The sequence below is a fragment of the Rhizobium sp. RAF56 genome, assembly GCF_052113965.1.
Lineage (GTDB): Bacteria > Pseudomonadota > Alphaproteobacteria > Rhizobiales > Rhizobiaceae > Rhizobium.
In genome coordinates this window covers 40,393-57,471 of sequence record NZ_JBFRDU010000021.1, presented here as the reverse complement: position 1 = coordinate 57,471, position 17,079 = coordinate 40,393, and the positions used below count along the sequence as shown (strand labels likewise).

The 17,079-nt window shown below is 63.3% G+C and carries 12 protein-coding genes; 8 read left to right on the top strand and 4 right to left on the bottom strand.

Annotation, left to right across the window (positions count from 1 at the left end; all coding sequences use genetic code 11):
• Positions 1–49: 49 nt before the first annotated feature.
• The 8 genes from AB4048_RS18260 to AB4048_RS18225 all read left to right on the top strand — a co-directional run bounded on the left by AB4048_RS18260 (position 50) and on the right by AB4048_RS18225 (position 10,060).
• Positions 50–274 (top strand): antitoxin MazE-like protein, encoded by a 225-nt coding sequence (locus AB4048_RS18260; RefSeq protein ID WP_442203405.1) that lies wholly within the window; start codon positions 50–52, stop codon positions 272–274.
• Complete coding sequence (locus AB4048_RS18255) at positions 271–597, top strand: type II toxin-antitoxin system PemK/MazF family toxin (RefSeq protein WP_442203404.1); 327 nt, start codon at positions 271–273, stop codon at positions 595–597. The genes AB4048_RS18260 and AB4048_RS18255 overlap by 4 nt, the downstream gene beginning before the upstream one ends.
• 179 nt (positions 598–776) lie before the next feature.
• Entirely contained in the window at positions 777–2,066 is a 1,290-nt protein-coding gene (locus AB4048_RS18250; RefSeq protein WP_442203403.1) for an Hsp70 family protein, read from the top strand.
• Positions 2,067–2,130: 64 nt separating this feature from the next.
• Positions 2,131–3,006: a uracil-DNA glycosylase gene (locus tag AB4048_RS18245; protein WP_442203402.1), complete on the top strand. Its 876-nt coding sequence runs from the start codon at positions 2,131–2,133 to the stop codon at positions 3,004–3,006.
• 144 nt (positions 3,007–3,150) lie between these two features.
• On the top strand, positions 3,151–3,336 hold the full coding sequence (locus AB4048_RS18240) for a hypothetical protein (protein ID WP_442203401.1): 186 nt from the start codon (positions 3,151–3,153) through the stop codon (positions 3,334–3,336).
• Positions 3,337–3,513: 177 nt separating this feature from the next.
• Positions 3,514–4,764, top strand: coding sequence for an MFS transporter (locus AB4048_RS18235; protein ID WP_442203400.1), 1,251 nt, complete (start codon positions 3,514–3,516; stop codon positions 4,762–4,764).
• A 174-nt stretch (positions 4,765–4,938) separates the two neighbouring features.
• Entirely contained in the window at positions 4,939–7,587 is a 2,649-nt protein-coding gene (pepN, locus tag AB4048_RS18230) for an aminopeptidase N (protein WP_442203399.1), read from the top strand.
• Positions 7,588–7,738: 151 nt separating this feature from the next.
• Positions 7,739–10,060 (top strand): PAS domain-containing sensor histidine kinase, encoded by a 2,322-nt coding sequence (locus tag AB4048_RS18225; RefSeq protein WP_442203398.1) that lies wholly within the window; start codon positions 7,739–7,741, stop codon positions 10,058–10,060.
• Positions 10,061–10,072: 12 nt separating this feature from the next.
• On the opposite strand, the gene AB4048_RS18220 is transcribed toward AB4048_RS18225, so the two are convergent.
• The 4 genes from AB4048_RS18220 to AB4048_RS18205 all read right to left on the bottom strand — a co-directional run bounded on the left by AB4048_RS18220 (position 10,073) and on the right by AB4048_RS18205 (position 16,941).
• Positions 10,073–13,030 carry a bifunctional [glutamine synthetase] adenylyltransferase/[glutamine synthetase]-adenylyl-L-tyrosine phosphorylase gene (locus tag AB4048_RS18220; RefSeq protein WP_442203397.1) on the bottom strand — a complete coding sequence of 986 codons (2,958 nt, stop codon included), beginning with the start codon at positions 13,028–13,030 and terminating at the stop codon, positions 10,073–10,075.
• A 113-nt stretch (positions 13,031–13,143) separates the two neighbouring features.
• On the bottom strand, positions 13,144–14,553 hold the full coding sequence (locus tag AB4048_RS18215) for a sensor histidine kinase (protein WP_442203396.1): 1,410 nt from the start codon (positions 14,551–14,553) through the stop codon (positions 13,144–13,146).
• Complete coding sequence (locus tag AB4048_RS18210; protein ID WP_442203395.1) at positions 14,550–15,227, bottom strand: response regulator transcription factor; 678 nt, start codon at positions 15,225–15,227, stop codon at positions 14,550–14,552. Before AB4048_RS18210 ends, AB4048_RS18215 begins: the two co-directional genes overlap by 4 nt.
• Positions 15,228–15,390: 163 nt before the next feature.
• Positions 15,391–16,941 (bottom strand): Do family serine endopeptidase, encoded by a 1,551-nt coding sequence (locus tag AB4048_RS18205; RefSeq protein WP_442203394.1) that lies wholly within the window; start codon positions 16,939–16,941, stop codon positions 15,391–15,393.
• Between the last annotated feature and the right edge of the window lie 138 nt (positions 16,942–17,079).

The window sequence follows — 17,079 nt, the reverse complement described above, 5'->3', positions numbered from 1 at the left end:
AGCGCGCAACCCTCGTGGTAGGGTAGCGCGCTACCTAATGGAGGATAGTATGCCACGCCCCAAGCAAACCGATGACGGTTTGACCAAGTTTCAACGCTACCGACAGCAGCAGCAGCATCGGGGCATGAAGCAGTTGCGCATTTGGGTACCCGACCCTCATCGGCCGGAGTTTGCCGCCGAAGCCAAGCGGCAAGGTCTTCTTCTGCGCGGTCGGCACGAGGAAGCCGAAGCACTTGATTTCATCGCTTCCGCTGTCGAATGGCCGGGTGCGTGAAGAGGGGCGATCTCGTCACGGTCTCGGCGCAAGGCGACTACGGCAAACCCCGCCCGGCTGTCATCGTTCAATCTGATGCGCTCAATGCGGCAGACAGCGTACTGGTTGCATTGATCACCGGCTCGGTTGCCGATACCCCGCTTTACCGGCTCACCATCGAGCCGACGGCTGCAAACGGCCTCAAGACCGTCTCGCAAATCATGGTGGATAAGGTCCTGGCTTATCCACGTGCCAAATGCGGCCCGGTGATCGGCCATCTTTCCGCGGCGGAGATACTGGTGCTGAACAACATGCTATCGGTCATGATAGGCCTCGCCGACTGACGGCCAGTCGTGGCGCAACTATTCCGCATTCCGTCCGGGACTCGTTGGCATTGTCTTTTTGTCGCCGGGATCTTGCCCTGGCGCTCTTGTCGTGCCAGAAGGCCCGCTCCTTCGGCCAAGGCGAAAACCGCGCCCGCCGTCGACAACTCATTCAATCGCTAGAGTATAGGAGTGCGGGCATGGCTCAGGCACTTGGCTTTGATTTCGGCACGACCAATACGGTGCTGGCGCTGGCAGAGAACCGCGCGACCCGTTCCGTCGCTCTCACCAGCTCGGCCGGCACCGCCGACAGCCTGCGCACCGCCCTTTCCTTCATGAAGGATCCGGATCTCGGCGCCCAGGCGCTGAAGGTCGAGGCCGGCCATGCCGCCATCCGCCAGTTCATCGACAATCCCGGCGATTGCCGCTTCCTGCAGTCGATCAAGACCTTTGCGGCGAGCGCACTCTTTCAGGGAACGTTGATTTTCGCCAAGCGCCACAGCTTCGAGGATCTGATGGAGATCTTCGTGCGGCGGCTTCGCGCCTATGCCGGCGACGGCTGGCCGGAGGGCATCGAGCGCATCGTCACGGGCCGGCCGGTGCATTTCGCGGGTGCCAATCCGGACCCGGCTCTCGCCACGGCGCGCTACAACGAGGCACTCTCGCGGTTCGGCTTTCCGGAAATCCACTACGTCTACGAACCGGTCGCCGCCGCTTTCTATTTCGCCCAGACGCTGAAGACCGACGCGACAGTGCTCGTCGCCGACTTCGGCGGCGGCACGACCGACTATTCCGTCATCCGCTTCGAAACGCATGGCGGAAAGCTCAAGGCCACCCCCATCGGCCATTCCGGCGTCGGCATTGCCGGCGATCATTTCGACTATCGCATGATCGACAACGTCGTCGCCCCTGGGATCGGCAAGGGCAGCCATTTCAAGAGCTTCGACAAGGTGCTTGAAGTGCCATCGTCCTATTACGCCAATTTCGGGCGCTGGAACCAGCTCTCCATCTTCAAGACGACCCGGGAATTCGCGGGCCTGAAGGCGCTGGTGCGCACCAGCCTGGAGCCGGAAAAACTGGAGACCTTCGTCGACCTCGTCGAGCACGACGAGGGCTACCCGCTCTATCAAGCGGTATCGGCGACGAAGATGGCGCTTTCGACGGAGGAGGAAGCCGAGTTTCATTTCCCGCCGCTTGGTCCCGGCGGCCACCGCAGCATTCGCCGGTCGGACTTCGAGCGCTGGATCAGCGATGACCTGCGAAAGATCGAGGACGCGCTCGACGACGTACTCTTGAAGACCGGCATGCAGGAGCGCGATATCGACAAGGTGTTCCTGACAGGCGGCACGTCCTTCGTTCCCGCAGTGCGGCGCATCTTCACGGAACGCTTCGACCGGGACAGGATCGAAACCGGCGGCGAGCTATTGTCGATCGCCCACGGCCTGGCGCTCATCGGCGAGCGTGACGACATCGCGCAGTGGACAGCCTGACGCCGACTGCTTTGATGCCCTGCACGGACTTTCCCTTCCGGCGCGGCTTCGCTAAGGTCGCGCCATGATCTCCGCAAGCGACCTGACCCCGGCAGAACTCGCAGCCCTCCTGCATTTCCATGCGGATGCGGGCGTGGAGTGGCTGCTGGAGGAAGAGGCGGTCGATCGCTTCGCGGAATTCGAGGCAGCCAAAGCCAGCCGGCGGGCTACCCGTCCGTCCGCCACGGCGGAGGCAGCTGGCGCCACGCCTGAGGCATCGCCGGCGGCGCGCCAGCCTCGAGCTGCCGCCCCACCGCCGGCCGCGAACCGCACGGCGCCGGCGATCCCCGACGGGGAGGCTGTCGAACAGGCCCGCTTCGCCGCCGAGAGCGCCCGGTCGCTTGGCGAACTGAAGACGGCGCTGGAAGCATTCAACGGCTGCAATCTGAAGACCAGCGCGCGTTCGACGATCTTTGCAAGCGGCGATCCAAAGACCGGCGTCATGGTGATCGGGCCGATGCCCAGCGCCGACGACGACCGCGAAGGAACGGCTTTTGCCGGGCGCGCCGGATTGCTGCTCGACCGCATGCTTGGCGCGATCGCCTTGCGGCGCGACGAGATCCTCTTGACCAATGTCATTGCCTGGCGCCCGCCGGGCAGCAGGGCGCCCTCTGCGCCGGAGATGGAGATCTGCCGTCCCTTCATCGAGCGGCAGATCGCGCTTGCGGAACCCAAGCTTTTGTTGTTGCTCGGCAACTTTACCGCCCGCTTCTTCTTCGGCGGCAACGAGACCATCCACGGGATGCGCGGACAATGGCGGGATGTCGGCATCGCCGGCCGCATGATACCGGCCATCGCCAGTTTGCACCCACAGGAACTCCTGACCGCCCCGGTCAACAAGCGACTGGCTTGGAACGATCTTCTCGCGTTCAGGGTACGTCTCGACAACGTTTCCGATTAATTTTTTATCAATGTGAAGATTGCATTAAAAAAGCCATGTCATTTTTGCATAGCGGAACGTCACGCCGTGCCCTTGCAGAATCGATGCTGCACTGCAATATATGGCCTGTGTCTTGGGAGGAAACCACGATCAGGAACCAAGGCCATGACTGTACGCCACAGACCTATCCACAGCGGGTTCGAAACCCTGCGCCACGCCAGCGAACATCTTCGCGCGGCTCACAGCTATCGTCGCGGCGCTGCCGCGAATGAGCAGATGACCGCTCGCGGTACCGGTATCTCACGCGTCGTACGCCCGATATCGATCTTCGCGGACTTTCGCGAATACTGAGATCGGCCATTTAGGCCAATATATTGATGAGGACGCGCCGGATTGAAGCCGGCGCTTTTTCGTTTTGCGCGGACGTTGCATCACGGATGCGGGCTCTGTCGCGATTGAACGCGCCCGGTCGCTCGGCTAGAAGACATAATCGCTTCAGCCGCCTCTCCTCTCGACCGGGATCTTCCAATGCTGGCCAGCCTCGTCTCGATCGCCAGTCTGATGTTGTCAACGCTGTTGATGATGATCGGCTACGGCCTTATGAACTTCGTCGTTCCGATCCGGTCGGTCGCTGAAGGCTGGTCGACCTTCACCATCTCCGTCATCGCGACGGGCTATACTTTCGGCTTCACGATCTCCTGCATCATCACGCCCCTCTTCGTGAAACGTGTCGGTCACGTGCGCGTTTTCGGCGCGTTGATCGCGCTTCTATGCATCGGCATCCTGCTTTGCGCGCTGCTGGTCGACTGGCGGGCATGGATTGTCTTCCGCTTCATCAGCGGCTTCGGCATTGCCGGCAGCTATCTGATCATCGAAAGCTGGCTCAACGAGCGCGTGACCAATGCAAACCGGGCGACCCTATTTTCGGTCTACATGGTCACCTGCCTGGTCGGCTCGATCGGCGGCCAGTATCTCGTGCCGCTCGGCGACCCGAAAACGACCTTTCTATTCATCCTGTGCGGCGTGATCTTTTCGCTCGCCATGCTGCCGACGGCGCTTTCGACAGCCAAGTCGCCGACGCCGATCACCGAGGCGGCGTTCGATCTGCCCAAGCTCTATCGCCTGTCGCCGATCGCCTTTATCGGTTCGCTGCTTTCAGGGGCGCTGTCGGGCACATGGAACAGCCTTGGCGGCGTCTACACCCAGAAGATCGGCATGAACACCACTCAGGGTGCGACGCTGCTCGCCTGCGTGCTCGCCGGCGGCGCCATCTCGCAAATGCCGATCGGCCGCATTTCCGACCTCATCGACCGCCGCATCGTCATGGTCGTCTGCGGCATCATCGGCGTCGTCTCATGCATTGCGATGTCGCTGTTCGACCTGAACTCGCTGCCGGCGCTCTACGTCTCGACCTTCTTCGCCGGCACCGTGCTCTATCCGATCTACGCGATCAACGTCGCCCATGCCAACGACCGCGCCGAACCCCACGAATACGTGATGATTTCCAGCGGCATCATGATCCTTTACGGCCTCGGCACGGTCTCCGGTCCCCTCGTTGGGGGAGCAATGATGCAGACGGCGGGCTCGACCGGCCTTCTCGCCTTCATGGCATTCATCTTCGCGCTCTATGCCGGCTACGCCGCCTTCCGCATAGCAAGACGCAAGGCTGGCGAAGGGCGGATCGAAAAGACAGGCTTTCAGGCAATGCCGATCCCGCCGGTGGGCGGCACCGATCCCGCCGCCCGTGCCGTCCCGCCGCCGAGCGATCAATTGGCCTGACGGCAATGTTGACGAAGAGGCCAAAGACCTGCCACAAATCGAAACAAGCACGCGGCATGGCTTTAGCTTTGGTTCAGACTTTTGGTGCAATCATGCCGTCGATTTTCTCCCTCGGGAACCCATGTTCCCCACGTGGGCCGCAGCACCGCGAACAACGCCTGATCAGGAAACACCATGCGCACAGACACCGGCCAGATCGTCTATCTGGCAGATTATCGCCCTACCGACTTCGTCCTGGAACGCGTGGATCTGACCTTCGAACTGGATCCGACGGAAACCAAGGTCGAGGCGCGGCTGATCTTCCGTCGTCGCGAAGGCACGGACCCGACGCTGCCGCTGGTGCTGGATGGCGATGAACTGAACCTTGCCGGATTACTGCTCGACCAGGCCGAGATACCCGCATCACAATATACCGCGACGCCCGAAAGCCTGACGATCGCGAACGTGCCGGCTTCAGTCCCCTTCGAGGTGACGATCACCACGATCATAAATCCGGAAGCCAACACCCAGTTGATGGGTCTCTACCGGACCGGCGGCATCTATTGCACCCAGTGCGAAGCCGAGGGTTTTCGCCGCATCACCTATTTTCCCGACCGTCCGGATGTGCTTGCGCCCTATACGGTCAACATCATCGCCGACAAGGCCGCCAATCCGCTGCTGCTGTCCAACGGCAATTTTCTCGGCGGTGCGGGCTACGGCGAAGGCAAGCATTTCGCCGCCTGGTTCGATCCGCATCCGAAGCCGAGCTATCTCTTCGCGCTCGTGGCCGGCGACTTGGGCGCGGTCGAAGACACGTTCACCACCATGTCGGGCCGCGACGTGGCTCTGAAGATCTATGTCGAGCATGGCAAGGAACCGCGCGCCGCCTACGCCATGGACGCGCTGAAGCGCTCGATGAAGTGGGACGAAGAGGCCTTCGGCCGCGAATACGATCTCGATATCTTCATGATCGTCGCCGTCTCCGACTTCAACATGGGGGCGATGGAAAACAAGGGGCTCAACGTCTTCAACGACAAATACGTGCTGGCCGACCCGGAAACCGCGACCGATGCCGACTACGCCAATATCGAAGCGATCATCGCGCACGAATATTTCCACAACTGGACCGGCAACCGCATCACCTGCCGAGACTGGTTCCAGCTTTGCCTCAAGGAAGGGCTGACGGTCTACCGCGACCACGAATTCTCCGCCGACCAGCGCTCGCGGCCCGTCAAGCGCATCGCCGAGGTCAGGCACCTGAAGTCCGAGCAGTTCCCCGAGGATGCCGGGCCCCTCGCCCACCCGGTCCGCCCGACGAAATACCGGGAGATCAACAACTTCTACACGACCACCGTCTATGAAAAGGGCAGCGAGGTCACCCGCATGATCGCGACCCTGCTGGGGCGCGAACTGTTCAAGAAGGGCATGGATCTCTACTTCGAGCGCCACGATGGCGACGCCGCCACCGTCGAGGATTTCGTGAAGTGCTTCGAGGACGCAAGCGGTCGCGACCTTGGCCAGTTTTCGCTCTGGTACCACCAGGCCGGCACACCCCTGGTGACGGCCTCGGGCGCCTATGATGCGACAGCCCAGACATTCACACTCTCGCTCGAGCAAATGGTGCCGGCGACACCGGAACAGTCGTCGAAGGAACCGATGCACATTCCGCTGCGCCTGGCGCTACTTGCCGAGGACGGCAGCATCGTTACGCCGCAATCGGTGACCGGCGCCGAGTTCACCGGCGATGTGCTGCACCTGACGGACCGCAGCCAGACGGCGGTCTTCGACGGCATTTCCTCGCGGCCGGTTCTGTCGCTCAACCGCAGCTTCTCCACCCCCATCAACCTGCATTTCAGCCAGGGGACCGCCGATCTCGCCCTGATCGCCCGTCACGAAACCGATCATTTCGCGCGTTGGCAGGCGCTCAACGACCTCGCGCTGCCGAACCTGATGCAGGCGGCGCGCGATGCGCGCGAGGGCAAGGCGGTCAGCTGCGATCCGGCATTCGTCGGCGCCCTTCTTGCGGCGGCCGGCGACGAGAGCCTCGAGCCTGCCTTCCGGGCGCAGGCACTCAACCTGCCGAGCGAAAGCGACATCGCCCGCGAGCTTGGCTCGAACAACGATCCGGATGCGATCCATGCCGGCCGCCAGGCCATCCTCGGCGAGATCGCTCTCGCCGGGAAGGACGTCTTTACGTCGCTCTACGACGGGATGCGGACGTCGGGAACCTTCAGCCCGGATGCGGCGAGCGCCGGACGGCGCGCGCTGCGCAACGCCGCCCTCACCTTCCTGACGCTATTGGACAACGCACCGGCGCGCGCCAAGGTCGCCTTCGACGCAGCCGACAACATGACGGATCTCAGCCATTCCTTGGCGCTGCTCGTGCATCGCCATCCTGATAGCGCCGAGACTGCCGCAGCGCTTGCAGCCTTCCGCGAACGCTTCGCGGAAAACGCCCTCGTCGTCGACAAGTGGTTCGCCATCCAGGCGGGGACGCCGGGCGCCGACACCCTGGAGCGTGTGCGCAAACTCATGGGGTCGCCTCTCTTCAACCGCACCAATCCCAATCGCATGCGCTCGCTGATCGGCAGCTTCGCGTTCGGAAACCCGACCGGCTTCAACCGCGCCGATGGCGCTGGCTACCATTTCCTCGCGGACGAGATCCTCGACATCGACCAGCGCAACCCGCAACTCGCCGCACGCCTTTTGACCTCGATGCGCTCCTGGCGCTCGTTGGAAAAAGGCCGCGCCGACCACGCCCACGCAGCGCTCAGGAAAATCGCCGGGGCCGACAAACTCTCCACCGACGTGCGAGATATCGTCGAGCGCATGCTCAAGGAGTGACGGCGGCTCGCGTCGACGGCGATTCGGCGCCTCGCGGCAAATAGTTACGAAAGTTTAACCAACCCTCTAGACAAGGCGAATCACCAATGATTCATTAGGGTAGATTCGGGCGGGCGGCGCGCGAATCACACGAGGGATCAAGGCGATAGCGATGATGAGCGTGCGGCGGGCGACTGCGGCCGGGGGACGGCTGCGTTCAAATTTCGGTGGAGCGAAATCCTGGCAGGACGGGCTCGGTGAGCGCACCGGCATCCATCTGGAGACCGTCTCGCGACACTTGCCCAAGCTGGAGCAAGCTCTCAAGCGCGGCATTCCCGTCCTGATCATTGCCTTCCTGTCGGTCATCGCCGCCTCGCATCTGTTCGGGATGGTCACCGAACATTCGCGCATGGAAAACGCAGCACAACGCACGACCGCGCTCGCTGCCGCCGCCGCTTCGGCGGCCTTCGCCGGCAATGCCGATGCGTTCGGCAAGGGCGACCGCGCGGCCGCCGAACGGACGCTTGCGCACTATCTGCCGCAGGACCGCCTCGATGCCGATGCCTTTGTCCTCATGGTGAAGGCCGACGGTCGTGTGTTCGGCGCCTCGGCTGCGGGTGCCGCCTATGTCGGCATGCTGATTTCCGATTTCTTTCCGGAGGTATCAACCGTCCGGCGGGTGGGCGACCGTGCCGGCGTCATCGAGACGCGGATCCACGGCGAACCCCATTATGCGGCGATGTCGCTCGTCGGCGACGACGGCTCGCTCATCCTGTCGATGACCTCGATGAACCGTATCGCAGAGCGCTGGCGCGACGAGTTGACGCTGAACGTCACGCTCTTTGCCGGCATTTCCTCGACCCTGCTCGTCATCCTCTACGCCTACTATGCCCAGGCGAAGCGGGCCCGCGATGCCGACGAAATCTTTCTCGAATCCAACCTGCGCGTCGAGACCGCGCTGTCGCGCGGACGTTGCGGCCTTTGGGATTTCGATTTCGCCCGGCGCGAATTCTATTGGTCGCGCTCGATGTACGACATGCTCGGCCTGCCGGGCTCCGACAAGACGCTGACCTTCGGCGATGTCGCCCGGCTCATGCATCCCGCCGACAAGAGCCTATATACGCTGGCCCGCGCGTCGGCTCGCGGCAATGCCAGCCAGGTCGACCAGGTGCTGAGGATCCGCCACGCCAAGGGTCACTATGTCTGGATGCGTGCACGCGCCCAGGTGATCCGCACCAACTCCGGCCGCGTCCACATGATCGGCATTGCCATGGACGTAACGGAGCAGCATCGCCTCGCTCAGCGCTATGCCGAGGCTGATCAGCGCCTCGCGGACGCCATCGAATGCACCTCGGAAGCCTTCGTGCTCTGGGACAAAAACGACCGGCTCGTCATGTGTAACGCCCACTACCAGCAGGCCTATGGCTTGCCGGACAGCGTACTTGTGCCCGGCACCGAGCGTTCGACGGTCAACGCCGCCGCACAGCGCCCGGTGATCGAGCGCCGCCGCGCCGACCCGGACCGCTCCGGCTATGCGCAGACGACCGAAGTGCAGCTCGCCGACGAACGCTGGCTGCAGATCAACGAACGCCGCACGCGCGACGGCGGCATGGTCTCGGTCGGCACCGATATCACGCTCCTGAAGCGCAACCAGGAGCGGCTGCGCGATTCCGAGCGCCGACTGATGGCGACCATCAACGACCTCTCGGCTTCCCGGCAGATCCTCGAGCGCCAGAAGGCCGAGCTTTCGACCGCCAACACCAACTATCTCGCCGAAAAGGACCGCGCCGAGGCGGCGAACAAGGCGAAATCCGAATTCCTCGCCAATATGTCCCATGAGTTGCGCACGCCGCTCAACGCCATTCTCGGCTTCTCCGAAATCCTGCAGAACCAGATGTTCGGCCCGCTGGGTTCCGGAAAATACAACGAATACGCCGACGACATCCACGGCAGCGGCCAGCACCTCCTGAACGTCATCAACGACATTCTCGACATGTCGAAGATCGAAGCCGGCCATATGAAGCTCGATCGCGAGATGATCGATCTGACGCCGCTGATCGAGGAATGCCTGCGCTTTACCGCGGTCCCTGCCGCCTACAAGGATATCGCAATCGATCAGCGCATCGGATCCGGAATCAAGCTTTCGGCCGACCGGCGCGCCATGAAGCAGATCCTGCTCAACGTTTTGTCCAACGCCGTGAAATTCACGAACGACGGCGGCCGCGTCGTGGTGCGTACCCGCGACAGCGGCAACGGCGTGGTGTTGACGATCGCCGATACCGGCATCGGTATCCCGAAAGCAGCGCTCAGCAAGATCGGCCAGCCGTTCGAACAGGTGCAGAGCCAGTATGCCAAGAGCAAGGGCGGCTCCGGCCTCGGGCTTGCCATCTCGCGGTCGTTGACCGCCCTGCACGGCGGCGCCATGAAAATCCGCTCGCGCGAGCGGATCGGCACGGTGATCTCGATCCGTATTCCGAGACAAGCGTTGGCTTGAGCGCAGAACGCTTTACGCCGCCCTCGTAACCTTTTCGAAGATGCTGCGGACGGCACCCGACAACTCGCGCAGCTGCGTCTCCAGGAGGCGGATTTCGGGGCAATCGCCTGCCCGGCAAACGACCTCGATGAGGCCGGCCGGCGCCGTTGACGGATCGAACTCGCCGTCGATGCAGAGACGAATGAGCTGCGAAATATCCGTATAGAGCGACAGCGCCGCCAGGCAGAGTTCCAGGTCGTTGCGATCCATCAGTTCGGAGCCGAGAAGCTTCAGCTGACCCGACGTATTGAAATCGTCGCCGTCAACGGCGATGCCCTTTCCGGCGGCCGTCAGCCGCAGATACTGCGCGATGAACTCGATATCGATCAGCCCGCCCGGAATGAGCTTCAGGTCCCATATGCTCGCCGGGGGCTTTTCCTTCTCGATCAGCGCCCGCATCTCCGACACCTCCCTGGCGATCCGCTTCGGGTCGGTCTTGTCGGAGAGCACCTCGGCGATGATCCGCTCGGCTTCGCCGATCAGTTCGCTGTCGCCGCAGATGAGGCGCGCGCGCGTGAGCGCCATGTGCTCCCAGGTCCACGCCTCCTCGCGCTGGTACTTTTCGAAGGACTTGATGCGGGTGGCGACCGGGCCCTTGTTGCCCGAGGGCCGGAGGCGCATGTCGACCTCGTAGAGGACGCCCTCCGCCGTCGGCGCCGAGAGCGCCGAGATCAGCCGCTGGGTGATGCGGGTGAAATAGCGCGTCGCATCGAGCGGCTTCGGGCCCGACGATTCGCCGGCTGCATCGTCGTAGTCGTAGAGCAGGATGATATCGATATCGGAGCCGGCGGTCAGTTCGAAGCTTCCGAGCTTGCCCATCCCGACGACCGCCACGCGGCCGCCCGGATAGTCGCCATGCGCCGCCCTGATTTCCTTCATGACCGCGTCGAGCGCCGCCTCTACGACGAGATCGGCAAGATGGGTGAAGGCGCGGCCGGCCATGGCGCCCCTGATCGCACCCGTCAGAAGCCGGATGCCGATCAGGAAACGCTGCTCGGAGGCGAAGATGCGCAGCCGGTCGAGGACTTCCTCATAATGCCGGGCCGGCGCCAGAAAGCCGCGAATGCGTTCGGCGAGGTAGTCGCGCGTCGGCAACTCGGCCATCAGGCCGGGATCGAGCATGCCGTCGAAGACATGCGGCTTGGCGGCGATGATCTCGGCCAGCCGAGGCGCCGACGACATGATGTTGACGATGAGGAAAAGCAGGGCGGGATTGTTGCCCAGCAGCGAGAAAAGCTGAATGCCGGCAGGCAGGCCGGAGATGAAGTTGTCGAAGCGCAGCAGGGCCTCGTCGGCACGGGTACTCTCGCCGAAGACGCGCAGGAGCTCGGGCGCCAGCTCCGTCAGCCGCTCGCGTGCCTCTACCGATTGCGTCGCGCGGTAGCGGCCGTAATGCCAGGTGCGGATGACGTTGGCGATGTCGGAGGGGCGCTCGAAGCCGAGCTTGCGCAATGTCGCCAGCGTATCGGGATCGTCGCCCTGGCCGGTGAAGACGAGATTGCCGGTCTCGCTGGAGAGCTTTGCCTCCTGTTCGAACAGCTGAGCATAGCGCCGCTCCACCGTCTTCAGCCTTGAAACCAGGGCCTCGGAAAAGCTTGCCGTATCGCTGTATCCCATCAGATAGGCGATGCGCTTCAGCTCGGCCTCCGTCTCCGGCAGCAGGTGGGTCTGCTCGTCCCGCACCATCTGGATGCGATGCTCGACGTCGCGCAGATACCAATAGGCTTCCGCCAGTTCCGCGCTCGTCTCGCCGTCGATCCACTTCGCCTTGGTGAGTTCGGCGAGCGTCTCCTCGGTCGCGCGGCAGCGCAGTTGCGGCATGCGGCCGCCGGCGATCAGCTGCTGCGTCTGCACGAAGAATTCGATCTCGCGGATGCCGCCGCGCCCGAGCTTGACGTTGTGGCCCTTGACCGCGATGGCGCCGTGACCCTTGTGCACGTGGATCTGCCGCTTGATCGAATGGATGTCGGCGATGGCCGCATAGTCGAGATACTTGCGGAAGACGAAGGGCACGAGGTTGCGCAGGAAGGCGGCCCCGGCTTCGCGGTCGCCGCCGACGGGGCGGGCCTTGATGAAGGCGGCGCGCTCCCAGTTCTGCCCTCGACCCTCGTAGTAGATCATCGCCGCATCGACGGGGATCGCGAGCGGCGTCGAGCCCGGATCGGGGCGTAGCCTGAGATCGGTGCGGAAGACATAGCCGTCAGCGGTGCGCTCCTGCAGGATGCGCACGAGCCGGCGCATCAGCCGCGGGAAAATGTCGATCGCATCGTCCGGATTAGGGACGATCCCGGCCATTTCGTCGAAAAAGATGACGAGATCGATGTCCGAGGAATAGTTGAGCTCGCCCGCGCCGAGCTTGCCCATGCCGAGCACGATCACGCCGGATCCCTCGCTCGGAGCGGCGGTGTTCACGAGCCTGAGCTTGCCGGCGTCATGGGCCGACAGCAGCAGGTGATCGATCGCGGCGGTAATCGCCGCTTCCGCAAGCGTGCTCAGCCACTGCGTGGTGGTGCGGCCGTCGAAAATGCGGGCGAGATCGGCAAGGGCGATCAGGAAGGCCGCCTTGCGCTTGGCGATGCGCAAGCGGCTCATCACTTCGGCTTCGGTGGGCGTTGCGCCGTTTTCGCCCGGTGCCCAGGCGTTGCGCGCGTCCGTGACGAGCCGCTCGATCTGCGGCAACAGCGGTTCGGCGATGGCAGCCGCGACAAGGCTTGGATCGTAGTTGGCGGTCTCGCGCAGATAGGGCGAAAGGGTCAGCACATTCACAAGAAAGTCCCGCAGCGGCGACGCACTTTCAAGAAGTGCGGCGACCGCCGGCTCGGCCTTGGCGATATCGCGCAGATCCGACAGCACCGACTTGACCTCCGCCTGGTTCAGCGGGCGGATAAGCTGACTTTCCACTTGATCGAGGCGAGGATCGGCAGTCTTCATACGGTTCTCCGGCCAGTCTTGCGCATAACCTTTTAAATCGAAATAGATTTAAAGGGTTATGCGCAAGCCCAAATCGCAGCGGCATACGCAAGACGGAGCTTTGACGCCTGATCTCAGGCGCTCGCCGCGGGGAAGACTATGGTGGCGGTCAGTCCCCGCGCGCTTGGCGCGTCCGGGACCGTATCGGAAAGCTCGAGACGGCCTCCGTGAAGCTCCATCACCGCCTCGACCAGTGAAAGCCCGAGACCCGTTCCGGGCTTGGATCGGCTTTCGTCCAGCCGGAAGAAGCGTTTCACCACGTCGGCGCGCTTGTCGGCCGGCACGCCAGGTCCGTGGTCGGCGACGCTGAGCCGCACGCCGTCGGCGCCACGTTGCAGCTTGAGCGTCATCTCGGCCGCGCCATGGCAGCCGGCCGCGTATTTGACGGCGTTGTCGATGAGGTTGAAAATCGCCTGCCCGATAAGCTCGCGGTTACCCTGCACCTCGATGCCGGGTTCGATCTCCGCCTTCAGCGTAAGCCCCGCCTCTTCGGCGACCGGCTCATAGAGTTCGGCGCTGTCGCCAACGATCGACGACAGATCGACCGCCGACATTTCCGCCGCCATCGAGCCTGCCTCGACGCGCGAAATCATCAGCAGCGCGTTGAAGGTGCGGATCAACTGGTCGGATTCGCCGATGATCCCTTCCAGCGCCACGCGCCTGCCTTCGCCGTCGCCGCTATCGATGGCGTCGGCGGCCTTGTTGCGAAGCCGCGTCAGCGGTGTCTTCAGATCGTGGGCGATGTTGTCGGAAACCTGGCGCAGGCCTTCGTTCAGCCGCTCGATGCGCTCAAGCATCGTATTCAGCGAATCCGACATGCGGTCGAACTCGTCGCCCGAACCGCCGAAAGGCAGGCGCTGCGACAGATCGCCCGCCATGATCTTGCGGCTCGCTTCCGTCAGCCGGTCGATGCGCTTTAGCGCATTGCGGCCGATGCCGTACCAGATGACGAGTGCGCCGACACCCATGATCGCCAGCGCCAGCATCAGCGCCTGGCGCACGAGCAGGCGAAAGCGCTCCGGCTCGCCGAGATCGCGGCCGATCAGGATATGCAGGCCGCTGTCGAGGACGAAGATATTGGCGATCGCCAGATTGCGCCGCTCGTTGGTGCCCTCGCCATAGCGCTCGTAGCGGAAAGGCAGTTCGGTCCAGCCCTCTTCGGTGAAGACGCCCGGCTGCACGCCGGCGACGTTGCCGGCCAGGATCTCGCCTGTCGGGCTTGCGATCACATAGAGGTTGGCGCCCGGCTGGCGGGACCTGCGCTCCATCGTGCGCAGGAGGAGATTGAGCCCCCCGGCATCGTAGGCCCGCTTGACCTGCGTCACTTCCTGCTGGACGGCGTCGCGGATCTGGCCCGTCAGCAGCCGCTCCGACAGAGCGGTCACATAGAAAACCAGCACCGCCGCGCACAGCCCGAACAGCAGGATATAGAGGGCGGAGAGGCGGACGGGCGTCGACTTGAAGAGGACGCGAAAGCGGCTCATCCCTCGTCCTTGATCATATAGCCGGCGCCGCGGATCGTCTTTAGGAGCGGCTGGCTGAAGTCCTTCTCGATCTTCGAGCGCAGACGCGAGACATGCACGTCGATGACGTTCGTCTGAGGATCGAAATGGTAGTCCCAGACGTTTTCGAGCAGCATGGTGCGTGTCACCACCTGGCCGGCATTCTTCATGAGATATTCGAGCAGGCGGAATTCGCGGGGCTGCAGCGGAATCTCCCTGCCGCCGCGCCGCACCTCATGGGACAGGCGATCGAGCTCGAGATCGCCGACGCGATAGACGACGTCCTGATCCGGCGTTCCCTTGCGCCGGCCAAGGACCTCGACGCGGGCGAGCAATTCGCTGAAAGCATAGGGCTTCGGCAGGTAATCGTCGCCGCCGGCGCGCAGGCCCGTGACGCGGTCGTCAACCTGGCCGAGCGCCGAAAGGATGAGGACCGGCGTGTGCACGCCCTTGCGCCGCAGTTCGGCGATGACGGAAAGTCCGTCCCGGCGCGGCAGCATGCGGTCTATGACCATGACGTCGTAGCTGTTTTCGGTCCCCATGAAGAGACCGCTCTCGCCGTCGCTCGCATGGTCGGCGACGATGCCGGCCTCGCGGAAGGCCTTGGTCAGATAGGCGGCAGCTTCCAGATCATCTTCGATAACAAGAATCTTCATGTGCTCAACACTAATCGTGGCCCGTGCTTGCGCACAACCTTTATCGGAAGGGTTCGATACGTCCTGGCGAACAGTCATGGTCTTTACGCCTCCACATCTACATGAAAAAAGCCGCGCAAGCCCAGGGCTTGCGCGGCTTCAGCTTTATAGCGGCTTTGCTCGATCAGCCCTGGTTGATCGGCAGGGCGACGAAGCGGCTGCCGTTCTCGGACTGGATCTGGAAGAGAGCACGGGTGCGGCCGTCCTTCTTTGCCTGAGCGATGACCTTGGCGACATCGCCAGCCGAGGTGACTTCCTGGTTGTTCACCGAGGTGATCGTTTCGCCTTCCTTGATGCCGCGGTCGGCAGCGTCGGAGTCCGGATCCACCGTGGTGATGGCAACGCCCTTGCCGTCGTCAGACGGGCCAACCGTCAGGCCGAGGTCGGCGAGTGCCTTCTCGGATGCCGGCTTCTGGGTTTCGGCAGGCTTGTCCTCGTCGGTGGCGGCTTCCTTCTGTTCAGCCGGCAGGGTGCCGAGTTCGACGGTCAGAGGCTGAGCCTTGCCGTCGCGCCACAGCGATACTTCCACCTTGGAGCCAGGCGTCATGGCAGCGATGCGGCGTGCCAGATCGCGCGGATCCTTCACGGTTTCGCCGTTGACCGCGGTCACGACGTCGCCGTTCTTGATGCCGGCCTTCTGGCCCGGAGAGCCTTCCTGCGGAGAAACGACCAGCGCGCCGCTTGGCTCGGAGAGACCAAGCGATTCGGCGATGTCCTTCGTTACCGGCTGGATCTGAACGCCGAGCCAGCCACGCGAAACCGAGCCGCTCTTGATCAGGTCGGCGATGACGCCCTTGGCGGTATCGGCCGGGATTGCGAAGGCGATGCCGACATTGCCGCCCGACGGCGAGAAGATGGCGGCGTTGATGCCGACGACTTCGCCGTTGAGGTTGAAGGTCGGGCCGCCCGAGTTGCCGCGGTTAACAGCAGCGTCGACCTGGATGTAGTCGTCGTACGGACCGGAGCCGATGTCGCGGCCGCGAGCCGAAACGATGCCGGCGGTGACGGTGCCGCCGAGGCCGAAGGGGTTGCCAACGGCAACGACCCAGTCGCCGACGCGAACCTTGGTGTCATCGGCCCACTTGACGTAGGTGAACTTGCGCTTGTCGTCGACCTTGAGGACGGCGAGGTCGGTGCGCGGGTCCTTGCCGATCAGCTTGGCATCGAGTTCCGTGCCGTCGCTCATGACGACGACGAAGGCAGCGCCATCGGCAACGACGTGGTTGTTGGTGACGAGGAAGCCGTCTTCGGAGATGAAGAAGCCCGAGCCCTGGGCGACCGGACGCAGACGACCCTTGCCTTCCTGGGCATGGTCCTTCTTCTTGTCCTGGTTGCGGCCGTTCTGCTCTTCGCCGAACTGGCGGAAGAACTTCTTCAGCGGATGATCATCGGGAAGGTCGTCGAAGCCGCGGCCGAGGCCGAAGCTTTCATCTTCGTCGGCGGAAACCGGGTTGACGCGGGATTCGACACGAACGGAAACCACGGCCGGGGAAACGGCGTCGACGACGTTTGCGAAGCTCGGAACCTGCGGAGCCTGGACGGCAACGGCTTCGGCATGGGAGGCGTTGATCGCGACGGGGATCCCGGTCGCAAGCACGGCTGCGGCAAGACCGGCGATTGCGGAAGCCTTCAGAGCGCTGCTGCGGGACAGCCCATCCTTAATATTCTTGAACATTGTGCGTTACCCTTCTTTTCTATCGTCCGACTGTGACCCCGGCGGGACCGGCGGTGATCAGTTGATGACGAAGATATAGGAGCGCGCACGTTACGGCGAACTGTCTTGGCGATGAATTATTCGTAATGTGGAAAAATT

Coding starts and splice junctions, on each gene's coding strand:
- AB4048_RS18210 (WP_442203395.1), bottom strand. CDS start 15,227: ATGAAGATTCTTGTTATCGAAGATGATCTGGAAGCTGCCGCCTATCTG.
- AB4048_RS18260 (WP_442203405.1), top strand. CDS start 50: ATGCCACGCCCCAAGCAAACCGATGACGGTTTGACCAAGTTTCAACGC.
- AB4048_RS18225 (WP_442203398.1), top strand. CDS start 7,739: ATGATGAGCGTGCGGCGGGCGACTGCGGCCGGGGGACGGCTGCGTTCA.
- AB4048_RS18245 (WP_442203402.1), top strand. CDS start 2,131: ATGATCTCCGCAAGCGACCTGACCCCGGCAGAACTCGCAGCCCTCCTG.
- AB4048_RS18240 (WP_442203401.1), top strand. CDS start 3,151: ATGACTGTACGCCACAGACCTATCCACAGCGGGTTCGAAACCCTGCGC.
- AB4048_RS18215 (WP_442203396.1), bottom strand. CDS start 14,553: ATGAGCCGCTTTCGCGTCCTCTTCAAGTCGACGCCCGTCCGCCTCTCC.
- AB4048_RS18205 (WP_442203394.1), bottom strand. CDS start 16,941: ATGTTCAAGAATATTAAGGATGGGCTGTCCCGCAGCAGCGCTCTGAAG.
- pepN (WP_442203399.1), top strand. CDS start 4,939: ATGCGCACAGACACCGGCCAGATCGTCTATCTGGCAGATTATCGCCCT.
- AB4048_RS18250 (WP_442203403.1), top strand. CDS start 777: ATGGCTCAGGCACTTGGCTTTGATTTCGGCACGACCAATACGGTGCTG.
- AB4048_RS18220 (WP_442203397.1), bottom strand. CDS start 13,030: ATGAAGACTGCCGATCCTCGCCTCGATCAAGTGGAAAGTCAGCTTATC.
- AB4048_RS18235 (WP_442203400.1), top strand. CDS start 3,514: ATGCTGGCCAGCCTCGTCTCGATCGCCAGTCTGATGTTGTCAACGCTG.